At 67.8% G+C, this 24,793-nt stretch carries 20 protein-coding genes and 1 pseudogene; 8 read left to right on the top strand and 13 right to left on the bottom strand.

All coding sequences use genetic code 11. The features are described 5' to 3' along the window. Positions 1-58: 58 nt before the first annotated feature. Together KF791_10095 and KF791_10090 are read left to right on the top strand one after the other, a co-directional pair. A complete protein-coding gene (locus KF791_10095; protein ID MBX3732931.1) occupies positions 59-715 on the top strand; it encodes a Uma2 family endonuclease in 657 nt (218 codons plus the stop codon). A 232-nt stretch (positions 716-947) separates the two neighbouring features. After that, positions 948-2,456, top strand: a complete 1,509-nt coding sequence (locus tag KF791_10090) for a hypothetical protein (GenBank protein MBX3732930.1) — start codon at positions 948-950, stop codon at positions 2,454-2,456. A gap of 55 nt (positions 2,457-2,511) precedes the next feature. Here the strand turns inward: KF791_10090 and KF791_10085 are convergent, their stop codons facing one another. Further along, positions 2,512-5,595, bottom strand: a complete 3,084-nt coding sequence (locus KF791_10085; GenBank protein ID MBX3732929.1) for a hypothetical protein — start codon at positions 5,593-5,595, stop codon at positions 2,512-2,514. 441 nt (positions 5,596-6,036) lie between these two features. Between KF791_10085 and KF791_10080 the strand changes: the two genes are divergently transcribed. The 3 genes from KF791_10080 to KF791_10070 all read left to right on the top strand — a co-directional run bounded on the left by KF791_10080 (position 6,037) and on the right by KF791_10070 (position 8,847). Further along, positions 6,037-6,600, top strand: coding sequence for a PH domain-containing protein (locus tag KF791_10080; GenBank protein ID MBX3732928.1), 564 nt, complete (start codon positions 6,037-6,039; stop codon positions 6,598-6,600). After that, positions 6,593-7,510: a PH domain-containing protein gene (locus tag KF791_10075; GenBank protein ID MBX3732927.1), complete on the top strand. Its 918-nt coding sequence runs from the start codon at positions 6,593-6,595 to the stop codon at positions 7,508-7,510. Before KF791_10080 ends, KF791_10075 begins: the two co-directional genes overlap by 8 nt. 65 nt (positions 7,511-7,575) lie before the next feature. Continuing rightward, the gene (locus KF791_10070; GenBank protein MBX3732926.1) at positions 7,576-8,847 is read left to right on the top strand and encodes a PQQ-like beta-propeller repeat protein; all 1,272 of its coding nucleotides are present in this window, start codon (positions 7,576-7,578) and stop codon (positions 8,845-8,847) included. Between the two features lie 85 nt (positions 8,848-8,932). On the opposite strand, the gene KF791_10065 is transcribed toward KF791_10070, so the two are convergent. After that, positions 8,933-9,148 carry a DUF4143 domain-containing protein gene (locus tag KF791_10065; protein MBX3732925.1) on the bottom strand — a complete coding sequence of 72 codons (216 nt, stop codon included), beginning with the start codon at positions 9,146-9,148 and terminating at the stop codon, positions 8,933-8,935. Positions 9,149-9,885: 737 nt separating this feature from the next. Then, on the bottom strand, positions 9,886-10,275 hold the full coding sequence (locus KF791_10060; GenBank protein MBX3732924.1) for a TMEM14 family protein: 390 nt from the start codon (positions 10,273-10,275) through the stop codon (positions 9,886-9,888). Between the two features lie 222 nt (positions 10,276-10,497). Between KF791_10060 and KF791_10055 the strand changes: the two genes are divergently transcribed. After that, positions 10,498-11,745 carry a KamA family radical SAM protein gene (locus tag KF791_10055; GenBank protein MBX3732923.1) on the top strand — a complete coding sequence of 416 codons (1,248 nt, stop codon included), beginning with the start codon at positions 10,498-10,500 and terminating at the stop codon, positions 11,743-11,745. Positions 11,746-11,802: 57 nt separating this feature from the next. After that, entirely contained in the window at positions 11,803-12,906 is a 1,104-nt protein-coding gene (locus tag KF791_10050) for an LptF/LptG family permease (protein ID MBX3732922.1), read from the top strand. A 59-nt stretch (positions 12,907-12,965) separates the two neighbouring features. Here the strand turns inward: KF791_10050 and KF791_10045 are convergent. Then, positions 12,966-13,103: pseudogene (locus KF791_10045) on the bottom strand (methyltransferase). A 13-nt stretch (positions 13,104-13,116) separates the two neighbouring features. Next, positions 13,117-17,895, bottom strand: coding sequence for a neutral/alkaline non-lysosomal ceramidase N-terminal domain-containing protein (locus KF791_10040; protein ID MBX3732921.1), 4,779 nt, complete (start codon positions 17,893-17,895; stop codon positions 13,117-13,119). A gap of 205 nt (positions 17,896-18,100) precedes the next feature. Here KF791_10040 and KF791_10035 point away from each other — a divergent pair, with 205 nt between their 5' ends. Continuing rightward, the gene (locus tag KF791_10035) at positions 18,101-19,417 is read left to right on the top strand and encodes a PQQ-binding-like beta-propeller repeat protein (GenBank protein ID MBX3732920.1); all 1,317 of its coding nucleotides are present in this window, start codon (positions 18,101-18,103) and stop codon (positions 19,415-19,417) included. A gap of 15 nt (positions 19,418-19,432) precedes the next feature. On the opposite strand, the gene KF791_10030 is transcribed toward KF791_10035, so the two are convergent. The 8 genes from KF791_10030 to KF791_09995 form a co-directional block, all read right to left on the bottom strand. Continuing rightward, the gene (locus KF791_10030) at positions 19,433-19,651 is read right to left on the bottom strand and encodes a SlyX family protein (GenBank protein ID MBX3732919.1); all 219 of its coding nucleotides are present in this window, start codon (positions 19,649-19,651) and stop codon (positions 19,433-19,435) included. After that, a complete protein-coding gene (locus tag KF791_10025) occupies positions 19,648-19,860 on the bottom strand; it encodes a hypothetical protein (protein ID MBX3732918.1) in 213 nt (70 codons plus the stop codon). Before KF791_10025 ends, KF791_10030 begins: the two co-directional genes overlap by 4 nt. Positions 19,861-19,922: 62 nt before the next feature. Continuing rightward, a complete protein-coding gene (locus KF791_10020) occupies positions 19,923-20,828 on the bottom strand; it encodes a hypothetical protein (protein MBX3732917.1) in 906 nt (301 codons plus the stop codon). A 164-nt stretch (positions 20,829-20,992) separates the two neighbouring features. Continuing rightward, a complete protein-coding gene (locus tag KF791_10015) occupies positions 20,993-21,424 on the bottom strand; it encodes a hypothetical protein (protein MBX3732916.1) in 432 nt (143 codons plus the stop codon). Positions 21,425-21,460: 36 nt separating this feature from the next. Beyond that, on the bottom strand, positions 21,461-22,357 hold the full coding sequence (locus KF791_10010; protein ID MBX3732915.1) for a bifunctional 5,10-methylenetetrahydrofolate dehydrogenase/5,10-methenyltetrahydrofolate cyclohydrolase: 897 nt from the start codon (positions 22,355-22,357) through the stop codon (positions 21,461-21,463). Between the two features lie 29 nt (positions 22,358-22,386). Then, positions 22,387-23,598, bottom strand: coding sequence for an SH3 domain-containing protein (locus KF791_10005; GenBank protein MBX3732914.1), 1,212 nt, complete (start codon positions 23,596-23,598; stop codon positions 22,387-22,389). 30 nt (positions 23,599-23,628) lie between these two features. Next, positions 23,629-24,402: an rRNA pseudouridine synthase gene (locus tag KF791_10000; GenBank protein ID MBX3732913.1), complete on the bottom strand. Its 774-nt coding sequence runs from the start codon at positions 24,400-24,402 to the stop codon at positions 23,629-23,631. Then, positions 24,399-24,554, bottom strand: a complete 156-nt coding sequence (locus KF791_09995; protein ID MBX3732912.1) for a small basic protein — start codon at positions 24,552-24,554, stop codon at positions 24,399-24,401. Before KF791_09995 ends, KF791_10000 begins: the two co-directional genes overlap by 4 nt. Positions 24,555-24,793: the final 239 nt, after the last annotated feature.

Genomic DNA, 24,793 nt, shown 5'->3' with positions numbered 1-24,793 from the left:
TTCGAATCCGGAAATTCATCCGGCTTGCCGCCCCCCTGTCGCCCGTTAGCCTTCGGCAGTGACGGGGCTGCTGGAACAGGTCATGGAATTGCCCACGCTGCCGGAGTTCGACACCCGCCTCGCCGCCGAACGCGAGCGCCGCCGGCAGTTCTACGAGCAGATTCCCGACGGCGCGAAGTGGAAGTTCATCAACGGCCAAGTGATCAGGCACTCGCCCGACATGGTGCGTCACATGGCGGTGCGGAGAAACTTGGAATCCCTGCTGTGGAACTACGTCAATTTTAGAAGGCTCGGCACCGTCCTCGCCGAGAAGGGGCTCTGTGTCTTCCCGCGCAATGACTTCATGCCCGACGTGATTTTCTTTGGCCCCGAAAAGTCCGTGACGCTCCAGCCCAAGCAGCTTCGGCTGCCGGTGCCGGACTTTGCCTGCGAAATCCTGTCCGATTCGACCGCCCAGCGCGACCGCGGCGTGAAATTCCGGGACTACGAGGCGCACGGGGTCACCAATTACTGGCTGGTGGATCCCGACGCCGAGGCGCTGGAGCAGTTTCTTCTGCGTGACGGTGCCTATGTGCTGGAGCTGAAATCCGGCAGCGGATGGATTGGTTGCCGGGTCGTGGATGGTTTCAAGATTCCGATCCGCGCCCTCTTTGACCCCGCGGAGAATCTCGCCGCCTTGCATTCGCTGCTCGGGGATTCGGGGAAAGTGAGCTGATGCAGCATCCATGCATTCCTGCCGCAATGGCAAACGACGTGCTGGGCAATATCAGTATTGAAATAAGTCCCTTGATCTCACCCCTTTGTGAGTACCCTCTACCGCGAATGGGGTCAGAGGGACAGGTCCCTGGTGCACGTTGGAGCCTCAATTCATCAGGTCACCCACCAGAGGCAACCGGCGTGGTCAATGTTTGCGTGACTTTGTGGGACGCGAGGCGCAGAACAATGGCATGAAGCGTCGGAGATTTTTCAAGCTGACGACGGGCGCTGCCGCGTCGGCGGGTTTGGGCGGATTGGACTTCTTGTCGGCGCTTCCGCCGGTGTCCGCGGCCGAAGCCGTGATCGAGCCGGGGCGCGTCCGTTTTCTCCCGGAAGTTGAGCCGCTCGTGCGCCTGCTGGAGGAAACGCCGCGCGAACGGTTGCTCGAGGAGGTGGGCGCCCGGGTGCAGGGGGGCACGACCTACCGCGAAGTGCTCACCGCCCTGCTCCTGGCGGGCGTGCGCAACATCCAGCCGCGTCCGGTGGGCTTCAAGTTTCACGCCGTGCTGGTCGTGAATTCCGCGCACCTCGCCAGCCTGTCCTCGCCGGATTCCGATCGCTGGCTTCCGATCTTCTGGGCGCTGGACCAGTTCAAGAGTTCTCAGGCCGCCGATGTGCGCGAAGGCGACTGGACCCTGGGGCCGGTCGAGGAATCCGCCGTGCCCCCGAGCCATCGGGCACGACAGGCCTTCATGGAGGCGATGGACCGCTGGGATGAACCGGCGGCGGATGCCGCCATCGTGGGCCTCGCCCGGACAGCGGGCGCGAACGAGATCTTCGAGATTCTGTGCCGGTGCGGCGTGCGCGATTTTCGCGAGCTGGGGCACAAACAGATCTATCTGGCGAACAGTTTTCGCGCCCTCGAAGTCATCGGCTGGCAGCATGCAGAGCCGGTGCTGCGCTCGCTCGCCTACGCGATGCTGGATCGCGTGGGTGCCCCGGCGAACCCGTCCACGGCGGACCTTCCGGCGGATCGGCCGTTCCGACGCAACCGCGAAGCGGTCCGGGCGATCCGCGACGGCTGGCTCGACGGCCGGCCCAGTGCCGATGCCACCTCCGAGATGCTGCAGATCCTGCGCGAGGGCTCGGCCGCGGACACCAGCGCGAAGGCCATCGAGCTGCTCAATCGCGGGGTGGCCCCGCAGTCGGTGTTCGACGCCTGCTTCAACGGTGCGGGCGAGTTGTTGATGCGTGCGCCCGGGATCCAATCGCTGCACGCCATGACATTTACCAACGCGGTGCATTACGCATGGCATCAGGCCCACGATGAGGAGACCCGGAGGCTGTTGTTGCTGCAAAATGCGGCGTTCCTGCCGCTCTTTCGCGGTCAGCCCCGGGATCAGGGGATCCGGGTGGACGCGCTCGAGCCGGCGCCGCTGCAGGCGTCCGGGGCGGCGGCGGTGGAGGAGATCTTTGCGGACCTGAATTCAGACCGCCTCCTGGCGGCCCGGAAGCTCCTGACGCACCTCGCCGACCATCCCGACCCCAAGCCGTTCGGCGACGCCGCGCGCCGGCTGATCTTCCTGAAGGGTCGCGACTCGCACGACTATAAGTTCAGCTCGGCTGTCCTGGAAGATTACCGCGTGATGGCGCAGCCCTGGCGCGACCGGTACCTCGCCGCAAGCGTGTTCAATCTGCGGGGAACCCGCGAATCCGACAACGAGCTGGTGCAGCGCACACGTGCCGCGCTGGCGGCGTGACACGCGCGACTCCCGGGACGGAGCGGCGGGAGTCCACGCCCGGCACGCACGAGCCTCAGGGGTTCACCGTGCCCCACAGGGAACCCCGCATCGGTGGGCCCTCCTGAGCCTCCAGATTGTAGCGCAGTTCCCATTGCATGACCGGACCCAGCCCCGGCACCCCAAGGATCACCGTGCGGCCGTCCGGTTGAAGGATGGCCGATGTGATGGCCATTTCGTCGCGCCCTTCCTGATCCGGCCGCGCCACCGACCACTCCTTCGACCCGTAGTCCCGGGCGTACCGGTAGTTCCACTGGCGCAGGCCGTAGCTGTCCGGATCCCCGGCCGCCTCAGGGTCCAGTGGTTGCGAGAACGTCACCTGCAGGGCGTCTGGCAGGACCCGGAAGCCGACCGGCAGCGCCATCGGTTTGCCGGTGTACCGCACGCGTTGGAGCGCGCCATCCTTCAGAGCGCTGGTCTGCCATCCGGTGCTCCCGGCCACCAACAGCGAACCGTCGCGCGCGTCGAATGAGCCGCGGTTGGGTCCGCTGAGGAACTTCACCGGCAGGGGCACCACCGCCCCCTGGCGCGCCGGCGCTCCCGGGTCTCCCCCCGCGTCGCGCAGCACCAGCATCATCCCACACCGGCCCCAGAGCAGATGCAGCATGTGGCCGCCCAGGGCCCCCCAATGTCCCTCGGGCACCCAGACCTGGGATCCGCTCGAATTGTCCACCGCATGCGGAATCCAGCACAGCGGCGCATCGTAGCCTGCCGGGCGGTCCGGACCCGGCCGCGGGCCGCCATAGCCGTAGTAGCCGCCCCGGCGCACCTCGGCGATCAATGACGACGGGGTCCATTCCCCCTGCTGAGGGGCGACCGTCACCACCCGTCCGTCCGGACTCGCCCCCATGCCGTTCGGATTCCGAAAGCCGGTGGCCAGGGTCTCCTGCGAGCGGCCGTTGGCCGACACCCGGTGCACGCCGACCGGATCCACATAATAGAAATTCCCCTCCCGGTCCATCTCCAGGCAGGTCACGTAGTCATGCCCACCGGTGGAGGTGGTGATGCCGTCATGAAAGCTCTTGTAGAAATCGGCCTCGCCGTCGCCATCGTGGTCCACCAAGCGCGTGATCCGGTCGCGCCCCAGAACAAACACTCCGCCATCCCGGACCTTTAATCCGAGGGGCTGAAACAGCCCTGTGGCGAAGCGCTTCCATGTGAGCCGCCGCAGGGTGTCGTCCACGCCGGTCACGCGCCAGACGTCCCCATGCATCGTGCTGAAATAGACGGCGCCGTCCGGCGACTCGTCCACGCCCGAGCCAAACAGCAGCGCCCCCCACGGATTGTCATACGGCAGCGTGAGGGTATCCACCGCAAGGAATTCGCGATCCGGTCCGCGCTGTCCCGAGGTCTCCAGTGCGGGCCACCGGCCCGGACCCGGCCGTGTGAACGGCGTCACCTCATACAGCTCGAAGTGCTTGCGTTCCCATTCGAGGTACGCGTCCAGCGCCTCCTCGGGTCCCGTCCAATACGCCACCCCCAGCAGCTTGTCCGTGTTGCCGGGCTGAATGACAACAGCCGTCCCGTCCTCCGTGGCGCGGACGGCTCCCTCCGGAGCGATCACGGTGGTGGATTGGACTCGCCCGCCGGTCCTGCGGGTCAGGCGCAGGGTTCCGGGAACTTCGCCCGCACCGGGCTCGTAACGCACATCCACCGCGACCTCCGGCACGTCCGGCAACGGTTCGGGCAGCACCCCGAGCGTTGTGGCGCGGGTGCGAGGGCCCAGCGAGAAATCGCGGAGGAAGACCACCCCGGCGGGTGTCGAGTCGGCCCAGGGCATTTCCAGAACCCGGAGATCGCCGGCCTGATAGTCGAGCACCGTGCGCTGGCCGTGGACATTCCAGCCGCGCATGGTCACAGGCTGATCTCCCCAGGCCGGGGTCGCGGGGAACACCAGCCGGGGCTCCGAAGCCGGTCGCGGTGTCCCGATCAATCCGAAGCGGGTGGGATCCAACTGGAGAAACCCACCGGTCCACGCGGCCCGGGGGCTGGCCGTGGCCGTGTCATACGCCACCGCGGCCAGGCCGTCGGCGCCGACCCGGATCGTCAGCGCCTTCGCGATCATGGCGCCGGCGGGCAGCTTCAAGTTGGAGGCGAGGAACGGGCCGATGTCCGATTCCTGCCACCGGTTGTCCACCCAGTCCTTTTCTGCCTGGGCTCCCGGGTCCTGACCCGAGACCGCCGGTTCGCCGGCAGGCCGCCGGCGGGAGGTCACGCCGGAGCCCTCCGGACCGAGCTGCGCCGTCAGCCTCGCGAGGCCGTCGAGTTCCTTGCGCAGCTTGACTTCGGCGTCCTCGTCCGTGTGGCCGAGGATACCCACCGGCCCGCGCCAGCCGCTGGCCACCAGTTGCCGCAGCATTCTCAGTTCCTCATCCCCCTGACCCAGTGGCACGATCTTGCGTCCGGTCCGGTCTCCGCCGCGCACCATGCCGTTGAGGTTCACGGCCAGCAGATGCGGCCGCAGCAGCGCCAGGGTTTGATCCAGCCGGTCCATCTGGTCGTGGGCGTGGTGAAAGTTATACACCGCGCCGACGTTGGTGTGTCCAGCCACGCGGAGTCGGTCCATGAGCGCCATCTGTTGCACGGGCTCGCCGAACCAGCCGAGGTGGTTGTAAAGGCCCACGGTGCTGCCCACGCGCGCCGCGGCCTCGCAGATGCCGGACAGCGTCGCGAAGGCCTCCTCCATTTTGACGGCCAGACGGTCCGGATCCGGCTCGGGCTCGGTCCCGAGGGTGACCCAGAGCTGCGGACGCAGCTGGTGCCGCTCCAGGCAGGCGAGGATCGCGCGGGCCTCGTCGTTGAGCGCTGCGGGAAACCACCAGGCGGTGAGCTCGATGCCGTGGCGGTGGAGCGCCTCGACCTCGGCGTCGAAGGTCGGGATATGTTCCGTCCGCCAGTCGTACGCGAGGCGGCGCACGCCGAGGGCCTCCAGCATGGCGGCGCGTTCCTCGGGACCGCGCCGTTTCGAGTCAAACGGCACGATGCACCACGCCACGAGATTGGTGCGGGCGAAGAGGCCCTCCGCGGGCAGGGTGGCGGCGTGGGATGCGGGCCGCGCGAGGACCATTGAGGCGAGGAGGAGCAGGCAGGCAGGACGCATGGCAGCGAGCGGAGGGTGCCGGAACGGGTTGGTGGGATGAAGTGCGAATCCGGCGGCTGTGCTGGTGGTACGAGGCTCCCGCCGAGCCGTACGGGTAACTCGTGGCCCGGCCCGTGGAGACTCCGCCCGCGTACGGCTCGCGAGGACTCTCGACCCACCGGTGGTGGTAGCGGTGAGTGCCGCGGCCGGATGCGGGTCCTGTCCGGTGGAGTGTGGCACCTTGCCCGGTGAGGCTCCGCCGAGCCGTCCGCAGGTGGAGTCTCCACGAGCGCCGGATCCCGCTTGCTCAGACGGCACACCGAGGGCTGGTCCATCCGGAGCGGAGCCACCGGTGATCTCCACGGTTCGCGGCCCGGCTGCCGCCTCTGGAATTCGCCGGGCCCGGTGTCCCGGACGTCAGCGAGCTTGCGTCCGAACCGTCCCCTCCGGCTCCATCCGGCCATGAACCGCGGCTTCGACGAATCGGCCATTCTGGCGATTGAGCGCCCGGATCCCAAGCTGTGGACCTATTACATCCTGTGCAGCCTCGTGTTCCCGCCGCTCGCACCGGTCCTGTTGCTGGTCCATTGGTTCCGCTATCGCACGTTGCGATACCGGTTCACCGAGGAGGGCGTCTCCATGAGCTGGGGGATCCTGTTCCGGCGCCAGATCCTGCTCCAGTACGCCCGCATCCAGGACATTCATCTCCAGTCGAACGTGGTGGAGCGCTGGCTGGGACTGGCCCGGGTGCTCGTGCAGACCGCCAGCGGCAGTGCGGCGGCGGAAATGACGCTGGAGGGACTCACGTGCTACGAGGAGGTCCGCGATTTCCTGTATGCCCGGATGCGGGGGGTCCGCGAACCTGCCACCCAGCGGGGGGAGGGGACCCCGGGCCTTGAAGCCGCTGGTGGCAGGGCTCCCGATCCCCTGGCTGAAGCCCTGCGCGAGGTGGCGGCCGAGCTTCGGGGACTGCGGGAGGATCTGGAATCCGGCGGACGCACTCCGGGAAAGGATGCCCATGGCTGACGGCTGGCGGCAGTTCACGATGCGCTGCCTTCGGGTGCCTCCGCCCCCTGAACCGCCCCTCGGCGCCCCGGGTTCGGAACGGGTCTTCCGGTCGGGACGCAACGCCCTTCGGCTCAGCCTCACCGTGTGGGCGTTTCAACAGGTGATAGCGGTGGTCGGACTGGCCTTCTGGCTGACGGTGCTCGGGGAGTGGCGGATTCTCCGGGAGACTCCCGTCAGGGAAGGGGACGTGCCGGCGGTCGGCCCGGAGGCCGACCCGGAGTTCATCGGGCCGCCCAAGGCCCGTGGGCGGGCATCGCGCCGCGTGGAAAGGCCTCGCGATCTGATTGCCCGACTGTCTCGCGGGACACCCGAGGGCCTCATTGGATGGTGGACCTTTTTCGAGCGGGTCGCCCTCGCCACCTTCGTGCTCCAGTTCCCCGTCACCTACGCCCTGCGCCGGCTGGAATACGAGCAACGCTGGTACGTGGTCACCGATCGCAGCCTCCGGCTGCGCAGCGGGGTGTGGACCGTTCGGGAAGTGACCATGAGCTTTGCGAACCTGCAGCAGATCACCGTAAGCCAGAATCCGCTGCAACGCCTGCTGGGCCTTTCGGATGTGCGCGTGCAGTCCGCGGGCGGCGGTGGCGGGATGCCGAAGCCGGATGCGGTCGGGGAGTCGGCCCACCTGGGGTACTTCCGTTCCGTGGACAACGGTGGCGAGATCCGGGACCTGATTGCCGCGCGGCTGCGTCAGTTTCGGGAAAGCGGTCTCGGGGACCCCGAGGAGGGGCGTCGCGCGACGATCGGACCGGCAACGCCTGCAGCCGGCACCGCCGCCCTTGCCGCCGCTGCGGAACTTCTGGAGGAGACCCGGGCCTTGCGTCGTGCTTGGAACCAGGCGTCCCGTCCCCCTGGCCCTCCCGGTTGAGCCGGGTCCTCATGCGGAAACAAACTCGACGGGACCCGCGGATCCGGGATCGTTACCGCGTGATGATGATCCGCTGTTCCCGCATCTCCCGACGCATCCTCGCCGGCCTGCTGCTCGCACCGGCGTTGCTCGACCCCACGCTGATCTTTGACGTGCGTGCGGCTGACTGGCTGCAATGGCGCGGACCCGGCCGCGAAGACCACTCTCCGGACACCGGCCTGTTGAAACGATGGCCCGAAGGTGGGCCGCGACAGTTATGGCTTTTCGAGAATGCCGGCCTCGGCTATGGCGGCTATTCCGTGGCCGGAGACCGCCTCTTCACCGTCGGCCTGCGCGGCGATGAGGAGTATTTGATCGCCGTGGACACCCGCAACGGCACGGAACTGTGGTCCACACCGATCGGCCCAAAGTACAGCAACGGCTGGGGCGACGGTCCGCGGATGACACCGACTGTGGATGGCGACCGGGTGTACGCCGTGGGCGGTCGGGGATTGCTCGTCTGCGCCTCGGTCGCCGACGGCGCCGTCCGCTGGCAGCAATCGCTGGTGGAGGATCTGGGTGGCGTGTTGCAGGACTGGGGCTACACGGAGTCCCCGCTGGTGGTGGGGGACCTGCTGGTCTGCACCCCGGGCGGACCGAAGGGCACCATGGCCGGGCTCGACAAGCGGACTGGCGCCGTTCGCTGGCGCACGACCGGACTCACGGACAGCGCGCAGTACGCCTCGCCGATCGTCATGGAGCACGGCGGGCGACCCCAGGTTGTGCAATTGGTCATGAAAAGGTTTTTCGGCGTGGATCCGCGGTCCGGGGAGGTGCTGTGGACCTCGGACTTTCCCGGCACGGTGGCGGTGATCCCGACGCCCATCCAATGGAACGGGATGGTGTACGTGACCGCCGGCTATGGCGTCGGCTGCAAGGCGGTGCGCCTTGGCGCCGACCATTCGGTGGAGACCGTGTATCAGAACAAGGTCATGAAAAACCACCACGGCGGCGTGTTGCGCGTCGGGGACCACCTCTACGGCTACAGCGACGGGCCTGGATGGGTGTGTCAGGACTTCAAGACCGGTGAGGAAGTGTGGTCGAGCAAGAACCTCGGCAAGGGAGCGGTCCACTACGCGGATGGCATGCTGTACTGCCTCGATGAACGCAGCGGGGACGTGGCGCTGGTGGAGGCGAGTCCGCGGGGCTGGAACGAACGGGGCCGCTTCCGGCTCTCGCCCCAGAGCGAGCTCCGGCATCCCCAGGGCGCCATCTGGCCCCATCCCGTAGTGGTCAACGGCCGCCTGTATCTCCGCGACCAGCAATACCTCCATTGCTACGACGTCCGGGAACACTGACGGCCCCTCCGCGTCCGCCGCCGTGTCGCCCCCAAGGATCCGGCGTTCCGGGCAATGGCCCACACCGCGGCCACCCCAACGCCCATCAAGCGAGCGGGGACCTTTCGGGTTCCGCCGCCGTCTCAATGCCCGGCAAACGACACGCGAGACCGGAGTCGGCGAGACCTACCTTGGGGGACTTGATCAGGCGCTTGCCGAAGTTCTCGTAAAACGGCGGCACGACACGGAGTTGCGCAGGGGTTTCGAGCACACCGAGCCACTGCGCAATGGTCGGCACGCTCACCCCCAGGGGAGGGGCCAAGCACTGGAACCTCGCCGGAACGAGTCCGGCGTTTGACCTTCGGTGGCGCGCGAACTCGCTGGCGCAAAGGGATCGTTCTCATCGTGTCTGACGCTGTTGGCGTCAATGGATTCCGACCCGACCGAGCCGGCGGATTTCGGAGCACCATCGTGGCGCGCGGCTACCACCAGCATCCCGTTTGCTCCGATGAGCGCACAATTGCCTTGTGCAGTGCGCCGCTGTGTGTGCGGAGGCGACCCACGAGCCGAGACAGGGACATGGTTGCCGCGACGGGAGGAAATGCGGGCCGTCTCTCCGTCGGTTTCCCGGAGTGATCAACATTCCGGCCTCGCGAGAGCCGCTGCGTCTGCGGTGCGTGATGCGGGCGCTTGGACCTTAGATTCTGGCACGCCGGTGACAATGGGCGACCGCTTCATCCTCAAGATGCCAGCGGACCAGGCAATGTGCTTTTTTCGGCTCTACCGACCTTGATTGGCGGAGGGATCGGTTCACTGGAAACAATGGGACCGCAATCAACGTAGCTGACATTGTGAATGGACACGCGCTCAATTTGCACCCGGGCGGAACGCTGTGGGTTCTGGGGGCGGGATGGCTGGGGATCCTGTGACTTCCGCAGAAATGAGCGACGCGCCATGGGCACCAGCCCCTCGGCGTCGGTGGTCCTCGAGATTCCGAGACCCGGGAATGCTGCTGTGGCAGGGCCCTGAAGCGGTTCGGCGCCGCCTTTCAACGCGACCTCATGGACGCGGGCGTTGCCCGTCGGCCGGGTGGCGCCGCAGGCCGATGACGATTCGCGGCAGCAGCAGCACGGAAGCCGCCAGCATCAGCGAGATCAGGACCGCGGCGACGAGTTTGTCCGGGTTGCCGGCGGCGTACTGCTGCCATCCGGCGGCGGCACGCCACCCGAAGATCAGGGCGAGAAAGCCGGTCGTGAACAACGCCGTCCACACCGCCCACCGGTGGCCCCGGTGGACCTGCCAGCCCCAGAACAGTGACAGCGCGCCGAACGTGCCGCCGGACATCAGCGCCGTCCTCGCCTTCTCCGGGTTCGAGAGATACCCCGCGACACCGGCCAGGATGAGAAACGCGCCATACACCATGACCAGACGTCCCAAGTTGACTCCCATGACGTGAACGCTGCGCCGGATTCACGGCGGGAACCAGCGGGAAATGCCGCAAACGCGCGGCGCGGCGATGGAATGGAACCCGACGGGAGAGGCGGCGGCGTCCCCGCGCCGCGTCCCGGGTGATGGCTCCGCTTGACGCCAACCCGCCCCCTCATAACTTCGCGGCGATTGAAGACCAAGGTTGAGGTGCCAGCGTCCGGGGCGGCTGTCGAGGACTCGAATCTGCAGCATCTGAAAATCTTCCGGGACTCCGGCAGAGGCTCCTGGGCGGGGGTTCCGGACTCGGACTGGAATGACTGGCACTGGCAGTTGAGGCACCGGATCACCTCGTTGCAACAACTCGAACCGCTGCTGCCCACCCTGACCCCGGAGGAACGTGCGGGCATCCTGCTGGCAGGGCAGTCCAAGCTCGCCCTGGCGATCACGCCGTACTTCTTCAATCTCGTGGATCCTTGGGACCCGGACTGTCCGGTCCGCAGGCAGGTGATCCCGAGGATCGAGGAGACGCACACGGCGCCCTGGGAGTCCAGCGATCCGGTCGGAGAGGACTCCCATTCACCCGTCCCCGGCCTGGTGCACCGCTACCCCGACCGGGTGCTGATGCTGGTCACCGACCGCTGTGCAGCCTACTGCCGCTACTGCACCCGCTCGCGGCTGGTGAGCAACGCCAGCGGTTATGACTTCCACCCCGACTTCGAGCGGCAGCTGGCCTACATCGCGGCGCATCCGGAGATCCGGGACGTGCTGTTGAGCGGGGGCGACCCACTGCTCCTGAGCGACGACAAGCTGGACCATCTGCTGGGCCGGCTTCGGGCCATCCCCCATGTGGAGTTTCTGCGCATCGGCAGCCGTATTCCGATCTTCATGCCGCAACGGATCACCCCGGCCCTGTGCGGGCGGTTGCGCCGGCACCATCCGTTGTTCCTGAGCATCCACACCAATCACCCGCGGGAGTTGACGTTGGAGGTCCGGGAGGCGCTTGGCCGGCTGGCCGATGCTGGCATCCCTCTCGGAAACCAGTCGGTGCTGCTGCGGCACGTGAATGACCGGCCGGAGGTGATGCTGGCGCTCGTTCAGAAGCTCCTCCTGTGCCGGGTCCGCCCCTACTACCTGTACCAGTGCGACCTGATCTCGGGCTCCGCCCACCTGCGGACCAGCGTGCGCGAGGGTCTGGCGATCATGGAGGCCCTGCGCGGGCACACCACGGGCTATGCCGTGCCTCAATACGTGATTGATGCCCCCGGCGGCGGGGGAAAGGTGCCGGTGCAACCCGAGTACGTGCTCAGCCACAACCATGACCGCGTCGTGTTGCGCAACTACGAGGGGCGGATTTTTGAGTATCCGGAGTCCGCTGGCGGAGCGCCAATGGTCGTCGGCGAGGAGACGGGGCGGCCCACCCTGGGATTCGTGGAACCGCCGTCGCCTTCGGCCGCATCGCAACTGTCCCGTTACTTCCCCAAGTTTGGCTAGCCCGGCGGTTTCCCTCGCCGGCGGCCCCGGCATGATGGGCCGCGCTGCAAGCGTCCGATGCCGACCCTCCACCGCTATCTGCTCCGACAGACGCTGGCCACCTGCCTGCTGACGGTGGCGACGTTCACGCTCGTCCTGCTGCTGGGGAACGTGCTCAAGGACGTGTTCGACCTCATCGCCGTCGGTGCCCTGACTCCGGGTGCCGCGTTGCGGGCGATCGCACTGCTGCTGCCCTTCGCGTTCTCCTTTGCGCTGCCCATCGGCATGCTCACCGCGTCGTTGCTGGTCTTCAGCCGGTTGAGTGTGGACCAGGAACTGACCGCCATCCGGGCGGGGGGCATCAGCCTGGTGGCGGCGATCACACCGGTGTTGCTGCTGGCGCTGGTGATGACCGGCGTGAGCGCGACGCTCAACATGGTCGTGGCGCCCCGGTGCCGGGTCGCCTTCAACGACCTCCGGGACACCCTGGCGCGGCAGAATCCCACGGCATTCATCGGCGAAGGGCGCTACGTCACCCTCGGACATCTCACGCTCTACGCGAAGGAGGTGCGCGGGAACCAGCTCAGGGACGTGCTGATCTATGGCACGACCAATGTCGTCCGGGACGGTGTCACCCTGCGCATGCGGGATCTGGACGTATGGGCGCCGTCGGCGGAACTGGTGATTGGCACCAACGGGTTTCCCGAGGCGCTGCGGTTGCGGGACCTGCAGGGGCTCCGCCTCACCAGCGAGGGCTGGCAGTCGGGTTTTTTGTCGGAGCACCTGGAGCCCATTCGCGGATTCCGTCCGGGTGGCCGCCTGAAACCCAAGATGAGCCTCATGACGTATCCCCAGCTTCGCGAGGAGCTGGCGCAGCGCCGCGAGGAGGGCGTGCCTGCCGGTCCGGTGCTGGTCCACCTCCACAAGCAACTGGCCTTCGCCTTTGCCTGCCTGGCGTTCCCCATGGTGGGCATCCCCCTGGGCATCCGCGTTCATCGCCGGGAGACGAACATCGGCGTGGCCATCGCCCTGGCGTTGCTTGCGGTCTATTACAGCTTCGTGATTCTCGGGCACGCCTTTGAAACCCGGTCGGCGTATCATCCGCACCTGCTGTTCTGGATCCCCAACGTTGCGTTCCAGGGCATCGGGATGTTCCTGATCTGGCGGGCCAATCGCGGCTGATGGGGCGTGCCGGGGTTGGCCGCGTCGCGGCCGCCCGAAGACCCGGCGACGGTGCGGTCCTACTTGTACGCGACCGCGGCGCTGTGGCTGTCATTCAGCGCGATCGTCTTGAAGTCCCGGAAGCCCACCTCCCGGCACCAGCCCTGGAAGTCGGCGGCGGAGAAGTCGAACGCGTCGCCAAACTCGATCAACATCAAGTCGGAATGAACATCAACGCCCCCCTGTCTTGGCGGCAATGTCCCGTGCATCGTAGACACCAAACCATCGCTGACTGCCTGAGGGTGAACCCCGGACCTCGAAGGTGATCGGGGCGTCCGCCGTCGCCCACCCGGGTGCCGCATGGATTTCAAGGAGGCCATTGCTGTCCTCGGCGCTGGACTCCTCGACGCGGTAGGTGACCACCACCCCGCTGTCCGCGCTGGTCCAGCGGGCATCCTCCAGGCTGACATCAAACTCCAGCGCAGGCCGCTCGTTCACGAGGAGGGTGAATCGTCCCGGTGGCTGGGAGGCGAATCCGGTGGCTGCGGGCAGCCGCCAGGGGCCGGGGCCGGCGGGAACCTGCCAGCGGACACGGGAGTTGCCATCGGTGGCCCGGCAGTAGTGCATCGGCAGCGATCCGAGCCAGCTCGGGTAGGTGAGGGGTGCGGTATCCGACTCGAGGGTTGCGGGGGATCCCGCCAGTTCGCGGAATCGCTCCCGTGCGGCCGCCAGCTGGCCCGCCGTGGTTTCGCCAAAATTTCGGGGCGCCTGCCGGATCCACGCAATCAGGTCGGCAAGTTGCCCGGGTTCGAGCCCGTCCTCCAGGCCTTCCGGCATGAGCGAGCGGTCTGATGGGAACAGCCGGGCCATGTCGGCGCGGGCGATCACCTCACGGGTCCCTCCGGGTTGCACCACGGTGAGATGGGTCGAGGTTTCGTCCCGGACCACTCCGGTGAAGGACCGTCCATCCTGGGTCTCCACGGTCCAGGCGGCGTAGCGCGGTTCGATGGCGGCGTTCGGATCCAGGATGGCCACGAGGAAGTCCGTTCCTGATTTGGACCGGAAGGCGGCAACATCCGGACCGACCTCGTGTCCGACACCCCGCAGGAGGTGGCATGAAGCGCACAAGTGCTCGAACAGCGCGGCTCCCGCGTGTGGATCGCCGGCCCGGTGGGCCGCCGGAGCGAAGCGATCGAGCACCTGGGAGCGGTCGGAATCGGCCGGAGGCAGCAGTCGGCTTGCCCGGGTGGCCCGCGCGACCTCCGGGGATTGCCGCAGCCGCTCACGCTGCGCGGGGGAAAGCTCGCCCCCCTGGACACGTCCGTCCTCCACGGCGGACAACAGGACGTCGGCCCAGGCCTCGCGCGCCAGGAGCACTCCGATCAGCTCTGCACGGCGCCCCGGGGAGCGGTCGGGCCAGCGCTCCAAAATTCGGATCGCCACGGCCGGTGTCTCCTGACGCCGCAACGCGCTCAGCACGGCGCCGCGGATGGCGGACGGCAACTCGAGCTCGAGCATCCCGAGCAGTTCTTCGCGCCGGTCCTCGCGAACGCGGGCCGATTCGCCGAGGAGCGTGGCGGCGGCCAGGCGAACGCTTTCGGGCTGGCCTGCGTCGGGAATGAATGCCGCCGCGGAATCGCCAAAGCGCGCTTCCAGCGTTGCCATGGCGGCTGCAACGTCCGGATTTGCGGCGAGGTCCTGGACCATCAGCGGGCGCGATGCCAGAGCGGCCAGCAGGTGCAGGGCTTCGGAGGTGGCTTCAATGGAGAGGTCGCGTTCCGGGGGGAATGCCGCCACCAGCCAACGCGTGACCGCCTGGGTCCGTTCCGCCGCGATGAGCGAGTCGAGCGCCGGACGCCGCAGGGCGGCCAAGGCGTCGGAGGTCGCCATGGCGGCGAGCGTCATTGCGAAGGATTCCGGGGACGCCAGCACCGAACTGAGAATTGCGGCACGAGCCCAGGGATCGGCCGCATCGCGGGCGGCCAGCTGCGCCAGGGCTGTGCCGGCAGCCGGGTCGTGGAATTCCCCCAAGGTGAGCGCGAGCTGAAAGCGCACCCCGGGATCCGGGTCCTCCACACTGAGGAGGAGGGGCTCGGGGACGGCAGCAGGGTCCGCACCGACCTCCGCCAGCCGGATGGCAAAACGGCGCAATCGGGGATCTCCGGACGTCAACGCGTCGGCCAGCCAATCCTCCGGAAGGGCCTCCCAACGCGACAACACTGCGAGGGCCTGGGCGCGGATCGGCGCCGGAAAATCCGGTCCGGCGATCCGCCGGACGGCATCCCGGACCGAAGGGTCGCTGGACGCTTGCGACAAGATCAGCAGCCGGTGGGCCAGATCACGCTCAACCCCGTTGGGGGATGCGAGGACTTCGGCGAGGGCCGTGGGGTCCAAGGATGCCAAATTTCTCACCGGCCGCGGCGGAGCGTTCTGCGGCACCACCCGCCACAGGCGGCCGGTGCCGGCTCCGGCCCGGACGTCCAGTTCGGCCAGACGGTCCTCCGGAATCCATCGCGGGTGCTCGACCACGAACCGGTGCATGTCCACCACCCAGAGCGCGCCGTCGGGTCCGGTGCGGACCTCCACCGGGCGGAACCAGTGGTCGGTGGTTGAGAGAAATTCCGAGGCGCCCTCGCCTGGTGCGCGCCGGGTGCGAAAACTGACTCCGTCCGTTTCCAGGAGGGCCCGTCGTACCAGGTTGTGCACCGGCTCGCAGACGAATCCGTTGCCCGTGAAGGCGTCACCCAGCAGCGAATCCCGGTAGATCTCCGGTCCGCAGGCGCTGGTCAGGTGGTTGGCGGTATGCGGATCATTGAAGCGCTCCAGGGTCCGGCTGGCGGGATACACGCGTCCGATGTCCGCCTCCCCGGGCAGCACCCGTCGTGTGCCCGGAGGGCCGGCGTGTGGGTTGCGGCGTGAATACCGGTCAGGCAGTGGGAAGTGCCAGAGCAGGGCCCCGTTGTCATTGCCAAACCATTCGTCGAAGTCGTCACGGATCCGACCCTGCTGGCTCACGCCCGCCAGGGCCTCCAGATGCCCGGTGTCCGGATCGAAACGGAAATCGCGGTTCCGGCAGTCCACCACGGCGCCGGACCGAAGGTTGGTGATCGTGCCGCCGAACAGGGATCCGGAGCCGTACACCCAGCCGTCGAGGCCCCAGCGCAACCCGTTGACCCGAGCCTGTAAGTTGTGGGTGGCAAACCCGGTGAGCAGCCGCGTCGCCGTCCAGCCCGGCCTGGGTTGCACCGTGCCGGCGTCGGGACCGGGCTGCGCACCGGATGTTGCGGGAGCGATCCACCAAACATCCGGAGCGGCACAGACCAGGACGCCGTCCCGCCAGGTCATGAGTCCCGTGGGAAACGGCAACCCTTCGGCAATCCGCTCCGCCGTGTCAGGCCGCCCGTCGCCGTCGCTGTCGTGCAGCACGGAGATCCGGCCGCCGGGCCGACCCTCGCCGTCGAGTCCGGAGGGATAATCCCGCATCTCGCAGACCCACACCCGGCCGTCCGCCCCAAAATCCACGGCGACGGGTGCGTCCACCAAGGGCTCCGCTGCGACCAGTTCCACCCGGAGTCCGGGACGCGTGCGGAATGCGCTGAGCGTTGCCGGCAGTGGAAGGGGAGGAGGCAGGCGGGCCTGCCGGGGGTCGGCACGGAAGGTCGCCGGCAGCAGGTCGAGCACCGTCGAGACGATCAGGTCCTCGATTTCCGCGGACAGCCGTTGTGGCCGGTCGTAATACCACAACGACGACTCCGCCTCATAGCCGCCCTCGGCAAGGATGCGCCGGGAGGGGATGTAACAGGGCACATCGTTCGCGTAGGCGTTGATCCAGATCCGGGAGGCGTCGAGCTCCTGCTTGAGTCGCAGCGCATAGTCCACGACCACCTCGCCGCCAAGGAACACCATCGCGAGCTGATCGCCGAAGGCCCACGTCTGGACGGGATAGGGGAGAGATTCCGGCAGCGGCTCGCCACGGTCCAAACGCGCAAGCCACTTGCGTGCATGATAGCCCACGATGCCGGACTCCGCGGCCCTTTGCTCCCAATCGGTCCGGGTGAAATGCGGCTGGAAGGGCAGCGCCAGGGTGCGCAGCCGGCAGATGGGGGCTGCGGTGATCGGGGTGAGGGGCAGGTCCAACAGCCGGGCGGCCTCCGAGGCCAGCGCCTCGCCATGCTGTTGCACAAGTTCCAGGCTGCCGCGCGGGTCCGGATTCGCATCGGCGCCGCAGCCGATGGCCACGAGGGCGATGGCGTCGGGATGCGCCCGTTCCAGCGCCGCGGCGGCGACACCGGCCCAGTCCCCGTGCGTCGCGTTCAGATCGCCCCCGAGCGTCGTGCAGTGGCACGCGTAATTCACCAGCACCGCACGCAGCCGGCCCTCGGGGGAACTGACCCGGAGCAGCGGCAGATCATGATCCACGGGGCCGCCTGCCGTGCGCCGGTTCTTCGCGAACCCGACCGTTCCCTGTCCCCAGGCCAGCCTTGCCGGCTGACGGTTCTGCAGGGCGGTCACCGCCGCCTCCTCCAGCCGGTCGGTGAAGAACCCGGTGTAGGCATCCACGGCCTCCTGGTCGTCGGCCGCGATGTCGGCGGCAAAGATGTTGGGCGCCGCGCCCGTGAGGCAGGGGGCGCTGTGGGTGTGGGTGACCGTGATGGCCACCCGGTCCGGCGGGAGTTGAAGGCGCTGTGACAGGCGCATCCGCACCGTCTCGGTCACGGCCGAGGGAAGAATGCAGTTGTCCACGGTCAGGAGCACGGCGGCATTTGGATCCGCCCCCAGCGCGAGGGCCCGGGCATGGATCGGCAGCAGCACGGCATCCGGCGGCGGGAGCCCGGCGCGCGAGGCGTACCCCATGAGCCGGACGGGATGGCGGGGCGAAATGTCCACTCGTGCGACGCCGGCGGGCATCCATCCCGGATCTGCGGGAGGCGTGCCGCATCCGCCGGCGAGGCCCATCACGGCCAGCAGGAGGAACAGGCGGTCCAAACGGCACCGGAGGGCTCGTTTCATGGCGCCAATCTGTGCGGCGCCTGTCCGCATGGGAAGCGTGTTCCCCGTCGCGGGCATCCTCCCGGCGTTGGACCAGCGGTGTGAAGAACCCCGAAGACGGCGACCTCACACGCCCCGGAGCAGGGGCGCAGGAGATTTCCCTTCGTGTCGCCCTGTCGCCGTATGGCCGTCCCGTGCACTGCGGGTTGCCTGTGCCGGTGGCGTCATGCAATGTTCCACAATGGCTCCGGGCACATTGGGACGTGGAAATGGGGACTGGCTGGGCGTGTGCGCCGCGGCGGTCATGAGCTTCCAATCGCTGGCGGCCGGCGCGGACTGGCCGGCGTGGCGTGGTGCGGCGGCGCAGGGTGCTGCGGGACCCGGGAAATATCCGGTGGCCTGGTCGGCCGATTCCATCGCCTGGAAGGTGCCGCTGCCAGGCAAGGGTACTTCGACCCCGATCGTCTCGAACGGGCGGATCTATCTGACATCCCCGTCCGACGGTGAGGACGCCGTCCTCGCGTTTGACCTGGACGGGAAAAAGCTTTGGGAGACACGGCTCGGTCCGCTGAGCGATCCCAAGCACCGTTCGCTGGCCTCCAGTTGCAACGCGTCGCCGGTGACGGACGGGGAGGCGGTTTACGTGTACTTCCGGAGCGGACATTTCGCTGCGGTGAACACCGATGGAACCGTGCGGTGGAAGCGGAATCTGACGGACCAGTTCGGGACGGAGAACCTTTACTGGGACACGGGGACGTCGCCGGTGGTGGTTGGAGATGTAGTCCTACTGACCCGCCTTCACGATGGGGATTCCTGGGTGGCTGCCTTCGATCGCATGACGGGCGCGTTGCGCTGGCGGCAGGCGCGCAATTTCAAGTCGCCGCCGGAGAACAACAACGGGTACGCCACACCGGTCGTGGTGGAGCATGAAGGGGAACCGGCGGTATTGATCTGGGGATCGGACCACCTCACAGCGCACGCCGTCAGCGACGGGCGGGTCTTGTGGACGGCGGGGGGCTTCAATCCGGACGGGACCGGTTACTGGCCGGCGATTGCGACTCCGGTGGTGCAGGACGACCTCGTCGTCGTGCCGGTGGGGCGGGACGACCGACCGGGACAGGCGCGGGTGTTTGGCGTGAGGCTGGGCGGTTCGGGGGACGTGTCGGACACCCGGATTGCCTGGCGTCGCGGGGACCTCGGAGTCTTCGTGGCCGCACCCGCGGCGTCGGGCCACCGGGTGTACCTGCTCCGTCACCGGGGCGAGGTGGTGTGTCTGGACCCGAAGACCGGCAAGACCTTGTGGACCGGAGCGTTTCCGAGAACCAGCGCTCCGTACTACGCATCCCCCGTGGTGGCCAACGGGGTGCTCTATGCGGCACGCGAGGATGGCGTGGTGTTCGCGGCGCGCGTGGGTGAACGCTTTGAGCTTTTGTCGGAAAATCCAATGGGGGAACGCATCATCGCGACCCCGGTTCCCGCGGCGAACCGTTTGATTCTGCGGGGGGATGACCACCTCTTCTGCATTGCCGGCACCGGTGGGTGAAGTCGCCGGCCGGATTCAAGGCCCCCAGTGCGGCGGTTTCTCCTGATGCTGGCGGAGCCGTTCCTGTTCGCCGGATTCCAGGTCCTCGCTGAGCTGTTCGAGCCGCTTACGGAGGCGTCCCAGCTCCCGGTCCTGCTCCGTGACCACCGCGTTGAGCTGATCGCAGAGGTGCTCAAGATGCGCCACCGCCCCCTCGAGGCGGGCGAATCGCTCGTTTACGGAGGGTGCGCTCATAGCTCGTCCTGACGATCCGCGAAAAACAACTGCCACGCCCTGGGGTAGTCGGCCTCCGGAACCAGCACCCGGGCCTCGCGGTCGAGGTCTTCGTCATCTTCCGGAAGCGCCGGATCCACCCACTCGGTGGTTGCCGGGATGCCGTGCTTTTCCAGCCACACCACCAGGAGGTCGGTCTTGATTCGCGGACCGGTGAAAAAGTGCCGCATCGGTTCACGCTGGGACGCCGAGCGGCTCCTGGCAACGGGCAATTGGTTCACCGGCAATCGGGTCAGCGCGCGAACGGGTTTTTGCGGCGGGTCCCTCCCCGGGCGGGTGTCGCGGGTCCGTTTGTGAACGGGTTCGCCGCGGTGTCCGATCGCGCCCGGTTGGCGGCCGGCCGATGCACGACACCCCAGGCCAGCCAGACCCAGCCGGCCGGCCAGTGAAGGATCCACACTGCGGCAAATCCTGGGGCCCGCAGCCAGAGGGTCGCGTAGAGGAGGATACCGGCGGTGGGGATGAGTGCGGCAGGGAGCAGCGCCGCCGCCGCGATCCGGATCGCCCCGCCCAGGCTGAGTTCCCGGCGTAGCAACCATCCCAGAATCCATGCGGGCAGCGCGTGGAGCAGCGCCACCACCCACCAGGAGGACATCAATGCGAGGAAACCTCCGATCGCGATGAGGGCGAGCCCAGGGGTGCGCCAGGCACCCCAAACAGCCGGCGCGGTGCCCCGGTCGAGCGGCAGTTCCAACGATGCCGGATAAGGCAGATGCAGGGTGCCCAGGACTCCGCGGAATACCGCCTGGGTCCGCGACAACTCCAGTTGAAGATCTCCATTGAGGCCGAGGACACCGGTGGCGTCCGGATCAGCGACCAGTGCAAACCGCGGGCTTGCTGCCAGCAAATCCGCCCCGGAACCGGGCCAGTCGAAGAAGCCGTTTTGAATGGATGCCGGTCCGTCGGGGAGAGCCGCCAGTGCCGTATGCACCACGGGGAAAATGACCTGCCGGAGGCTCCAGACGAATCCGGCGACGACGAACCCGGCGAACAGGGTCTGAAACATCAACAAATGCCACCAGGAGACTCCGGCGAAGGCGGCGAGGCCGCGTCCGGTGAAGGGCTGCCAGGCCCCAAGCAGGTCGAGACACCGCCCCGGGAGGGAGCGCCATCCGGGGCTTTGGTGCTCGACTGCCATGGGACGCAACCGTGCTGCGCGTGTGCAGGAGGTGCCAGACCCGAATGCGTGTGTCCGCGGGCCTCAACCCGGATGACACCGGGGGGGAGATCCGCCGATGGTGCCCGGCAGGCGACGAGCAGGCGCGATCGGGTCCCCGCCGGACGGTGCGCGATTTCGGAGGTTTAGGACGCCTTGGGTGCCGGCGCCGTCTGGCCCGGTTGCTGAACCACGACGAGCGGCACCGGGAATCGGAGCTTCATGACGTCGTCCACGAGGACCTCGATGTGGTACACGCCGGCGACGGGAAACTCGATTCCGGGGAAGACGCTGACGAGCGTGGCCGACTGGGAGGGATCGGGGAGTTGGAATTTCGAGGCGCTCTTGCGGATGACCTGCTGGCCGTCGGGACCCACCAGTCGGACCTGCTCGGTGAACTGGCCGATTCCGGCGCACCAACGGTTGATGACGCAGACCTTGGGGGCGGAAATTGGCACCTGCGGCACGCGGATCACGCCGAGGACCCCGATGAGGATCAGGTTGCCGGAGGCCTCGGCCCGGACATCCTCACACAGCAGCGAACATTGAAGGTCGGGAAGAATTCGATTCGGAGTCATTAAGAAGGGCCAAGGTTCCAGCCGGTCCCGGAACGGTCAAAGGATTTCACGGAGCCCGGATGCCTGGGCGGCGGCCCGCGCCGTGTTGGCGAGGAGCATGGCGATGGTCATCGGGCCGACGCCGCCCGGATTGGGCGTGATCCAGCCCGCGATCGGCGCCACCTCATCGAAGGCAACATCACCCACCAACCGGCTGCCGCCGCGGGCCGCCGGGTCGGGAACCCGGTTTACGCCGACATCCACAACCGCAGCGCCCGGCCGGATCATGTCGCCCCGCACATACTCGGGAACTCCAAGGGCGGCGATCAGGATGTCGGCCCGCCGACAGTGTGCAGCGATGTCCCGGGTCCCGCTGTGGCACACGGTCACCGTGCAGTTGGCGTGCGGCGCCTTCTGAACCAGCAGCGCCGCCATCGGTTTGCCCACGATGTTCCCGCGCCCCAGGACCACCACTTCGGCGCCATCCAGCGCCACTCCGGAGCGGATCAGGAGCTCCTGGATGCCACCCGGGGTGCAGGGGACGAATCCCGATCGGTCCCCGAGGGATAGTTTGCCCACGTTCACCGGGTGGAAGCCGTCCACATCCTTCTCCGGCGAAACCCGTCCATAAACCTTCGGGGCATCCATGGAGGGGGGGAGGGGTGCCTGGATCAGCAGTCCGTGCCATCGCGGGTCGGCATTGATCCCCTCGATCAAATCCACAAGGGCCGGCTCCGGGGTGTCTGATGGCAGGACGCGCGTCTCGGACCGGAACCCGAGCTCCGCGGCCTTTCTCTCCTTCATGCCGACGTACACCTGGGAGGCGGGGTCTTCGCCGACCCGGATGAACATCAGGCCCGGCACGACCCCGCGGGCCTTGAGCGCGGCCACCGAGGCGGCCGTTTCGGCATGGACGCCTGCGGCAATGGCGCGGCCGTCAATCAGCTGGCCCATGGCATGTCTCGCGCGGCGGACCACACGGTTCAGGGAGCCAGCTCGATGGTCTGGATCTTCAGCACGGGCGTGCGCCATCGGGAATCCCGGTACTCCTCGCCTTCAACCCGCACCCGCTGGCCCACGAACTTCCTGAGGTCGGCCTGCGGCTCCAGAAAGAGATAGTTCATCACGCCCTGATTGTATTCGGCCTCGCGGAGTTCGTACTCCGTCGGTGCCTGCGGGCTCCAGGTCTTGCGGACGATCCCTTCGCGCAGGACCTGCCGCGGGCTGTCGGGGACAGGATCAGGGGCGCGGGGTGGTTCGGAGTCGGATGTCAGCACGGGATACGTTGGCACTCCCGGCAACCGTCGGGATGCCTGATCCTTGGGCGAGCCGCGTCGGGGCGTGGGCGCCGGTGAGGCCTCGTCCGGATCGGTGGATTCCGGTTCGACCACGGGCTCTTCGGGAGGGATGGGAGCCAGGGCGTCGGTGGGCTGGGCGGCTGGGAGTGATGCCGGAGGGGGGGCGGGTGCGGCGATCGCGCTCCGGACGGGCGGAGGAACGGGGGTGCCTCCCGGGGCATTCACCGGTTGGTCCTCCCGAGGCTCAGCAAATGGCTCACGAACGGGCTCACGAACGGGCACCGTCGCGAGCGGGCGCGTGGGTGGGGTGGGGCGCTCCGGTGCGGGTGATCGAACGACCGCGGAGGAAGGGGGCGGGACGGATGGGGCAGCCTCTGCAGAAGGCATCGGGCGAACCGGTGTAAGGGCAGGGGCGGGGACGGGCGTGGCGGCGACGCTTCCCGGCGGCGCCAGCAACCGCGTGGCGACATAGGCGACCGCGCCGGCTGGCGGGGCGATTTGTACCCAGTCACCCCGATCGCGAATTCGCCGGACCTTGCCGCCCCGGGGCAGGCTGCCGAGCACGCTGTAATTCAGGCCGGGACCGGTCCGGTAGTTGAGTTTGGGCGACTTCACGGTGCCGTCCGATCCGACGCCGGGCCGGTGGACCCACAGGGCGACGGAGTCCGGCATCGCAACCCGGCTCCACGATTCGCGTCCGCCGGCCCCGGACACCTCGCCGAGGACCATCAGGGGATCCCCTTTGCGGAGAGAGGCCAGGACCTCGGCATCGCGCGACGGTTGGGCGCGGAGGTTGGTGCGGTCCGCGGTGACCACGGCGCGGTTTGGGGGCTGCGCGGCGGCGGCGGAAAACCACGCGGCCACCAGGGCGGTCAGAAGGCGAACGAACGTTTTCATGTACCGGGGATCGGGAGCGCTCCGGGGAGATCAAGACCCGGGGACATCGTCCGGGACTCGTGCCGGCGGCCGCAAGAGGGATTTGACCTCGGCCTCGCTCATGACGCGCCACCGTCCGGGGGGGAGTTCGCCGAGGGGGATGGGGCCGATCTGGACGCGTTGGAGCCGTTCCACCGGGTGGCCGATCGCCTCGAAGAGGCGGCGCACCTCGTGATTTTTTCCCTGGCGCAACTCCAGATCCACGGTGCTGCGGGTGTTGTTGGCGCTGACCACGCGGACCCGCTCGGCGCGCAACACCTCGCCGCCATCGCGGATGCCCTGGGTGAAGGTGGCGATTTCGGGCGAGGTCACCCGTCCGGCCACCACGGCCCGGTAGCGTTTGCTGATCCCGTAGCGGGGGTGGGTGAGGTGGAGGCTGAACTCACCGTCGTTGGTCAGGAAGATCAGCCCTTCGCTGTCGCGATCGAGTCGTCCCACGGTGAAGAGGTGTCCCCATTCCTTGGGCAGCAGCTCGGCCACCACCTGGCGGTCGCCGGGATCCCGTCGGGTGCAAAGGATGCCCGCCGGCTTGTGCAGGGCCACATACAACTTGCGTCGCGGGCGCACCGGGCGGCCGTCCACAGTGACGTGGTCGGACCGGGGATCCACCCGGGTACCAAGGACCCGGACCGGGTTTCCGTTGAGGGAGACCTGCCCTTCCAGAATCAGCCGCTCGGACTCCCGTCGGGAGGCCACCCCGGCGTCGGACAGATACTTTTGGAGCCGAATGGCCCGGGGACGATCCGAAGGGCCCGGGTCCATCACTCCGCGGGACGGGTCTTGCGCAACCCGATCACGCGGTCGCCATCCTTCCACTGCTGGCGCGACTTCAGGAGGGCGACGCGTTCAAAGCGCTTCAGGACATTGCGCTTGGCGGTGGTGGTTCCGGCGCTGCGGAGGCTGCGATGCTGTGACATAGGGCGTGGTCGGCTGGAAGGCCGTTGATGGACGGCCCGGCCGGAGCCCACACCAGTATCAAGCCGGTGCGGGGTTGCCAATGCGTATTTTGTTTGGAAGCCGATGCGTTTGACATCGGCAAGTTTGGTCGGGAATCCAGGGTGGTCGGGCGGGTGGCGGGACGCCGGGTGACATCGAGGTTGATGGTGAGTTGAGGGAGGGACTGGTGCGGGGGGAGGACCACCGGTTTGGTGGCATC

The sequence above is a fragment of the Verrucomicrobiia bacterium genome (genome assembly GCA_019634635.1).
GTDB lineage: Bacteria > Verrucomicrobiota > Verrucomicrobiia > Limisphaerales > UBA9464 > UBA9464.
Note: the sequence above shows the minus strand (reverse complement) of the source record. Positions and strands in the feature narration are given on the sequence as shown.

What these genes read in the sequence shown, in the direction of transcription:
- KF791_10030 (MBX3732919.1), bottom strand. Translation starts at nt 19,651, where the DNA reads ATGAGCGCACCCTCCGTAAACGAGCGATTCGCCCGCCTCGAGGGGGCG.
- KF791_09995 (MBX3732912.1), bottom strand. Translation starts at nt 24,554, where the DNA reads ATGTCACAGCATCGCAGCCTCCGCAGCGCCGGAACCACCACCGCCAAG.
- KF791_10020 (MBX3732917.1), bottom strand. Translation starts at nt 20,828, where the DNA reads ATGGCAGTCGAGCACCAAAGCCCCGGATGGCGCTCCCTCCCGGGGCGG.
- KF791_10025 (MBX3732918.1), bottom strand. Translation starts at nt 19,860, where the DNA reads ATGCGGCACTTTTTCACCGGTCCGCGAATCAAGACCGACCTCCTGGTG.
- KF791_10050 (MBX3732922.1), top strand. Translation starts at nt 11,803, where the DNA reads ATGCCGACCCTCCACCGCTATCTGCTCCGACAGACGCTGGCCACCTGC.
- KF791_10080 (MBX3732928.1), top strand. Translation starts at nt 6,037, where the DNA reads ATGAACCGCGGCTTCGACGAATCGGCCATTCTGGCGATTGAGCGCCCG.
- KF791_10085 (MBX3732929.1), bottom strand. Translation starts at nt 5,595, where the DNA reads ATGCGTCCTGCCTGCCTGCTCCTCCTCGCCTCAATGGTCCTCGCGCGG.
- KF791_10090 (MBX3732930.1), top strand. Translation starts at nt 948, where the DNA reads ATGAAGCGTCGGAGATTTTTCAAGCTGACGACGGGCGCTGCCGCGTCG.
- KF791_10005 (MBX3732914.1), bottom strand. Translation starts at nt 23,598, where the DNA reads ATGAAAACGTTCGTTCGCCTTCTGACCGCCCTGGTGGCCGCGTGGTTT.
- KF791_10010 (MBX3732915.1), bottom strand. Translation starts at nt 22,357, where the DNA reads ATGGGCCAGCTGATTGACGGCCGCGCCATTGCCGCAGGCGTCCATGCC.
- KF791_10040 (MBX3732921.1), bottom strand. Translation starts at nt 17,895, where the DNA reads ATGAAACGAGCCCTCCGGTGCCGTTTGGACCGCCTGTTCCTCCTGCTG.
- KF791_10075 (MBX3732927.1), top strand. Translation starts at nt 6,593, where the DNA reads ATGGCTGACGGCTGGCGGCAGTTCACGATGCGCTGCCTTCGGGTGCCT.
- KF791_10070 (MBX3732926.1), top strand. Translation starts at nt 7,576, where the DNA reads ATGATCCGCTGTTCCCGCATCTCCCGACGCATCCTCGCCGGCCTGCTG.
- KF791_10015 (MBX3732916.1), bottom strand. Translation starts at nt 21,424, where the DNA reads ATGACTCCGAATCGAATTCTTCCCGACCTTCAATGTTCGCTGCTGTGT.
- KF791_10060 (MBX3732924.1), bottom strand. Translation starts at nt 10,275, where the DNA reads ATGGGAGTCAACTTGGGACGTCTGGTCATGGTGTATGGCGCGTTTCTC.
- KF791_10035 (MBX3732920.1), top strand. Translation starts at nt 18,101, where the DNA reads ATGCAATGTTCCACAATGGCTCCGGGCACATTGGGACGTGGAAATGGG.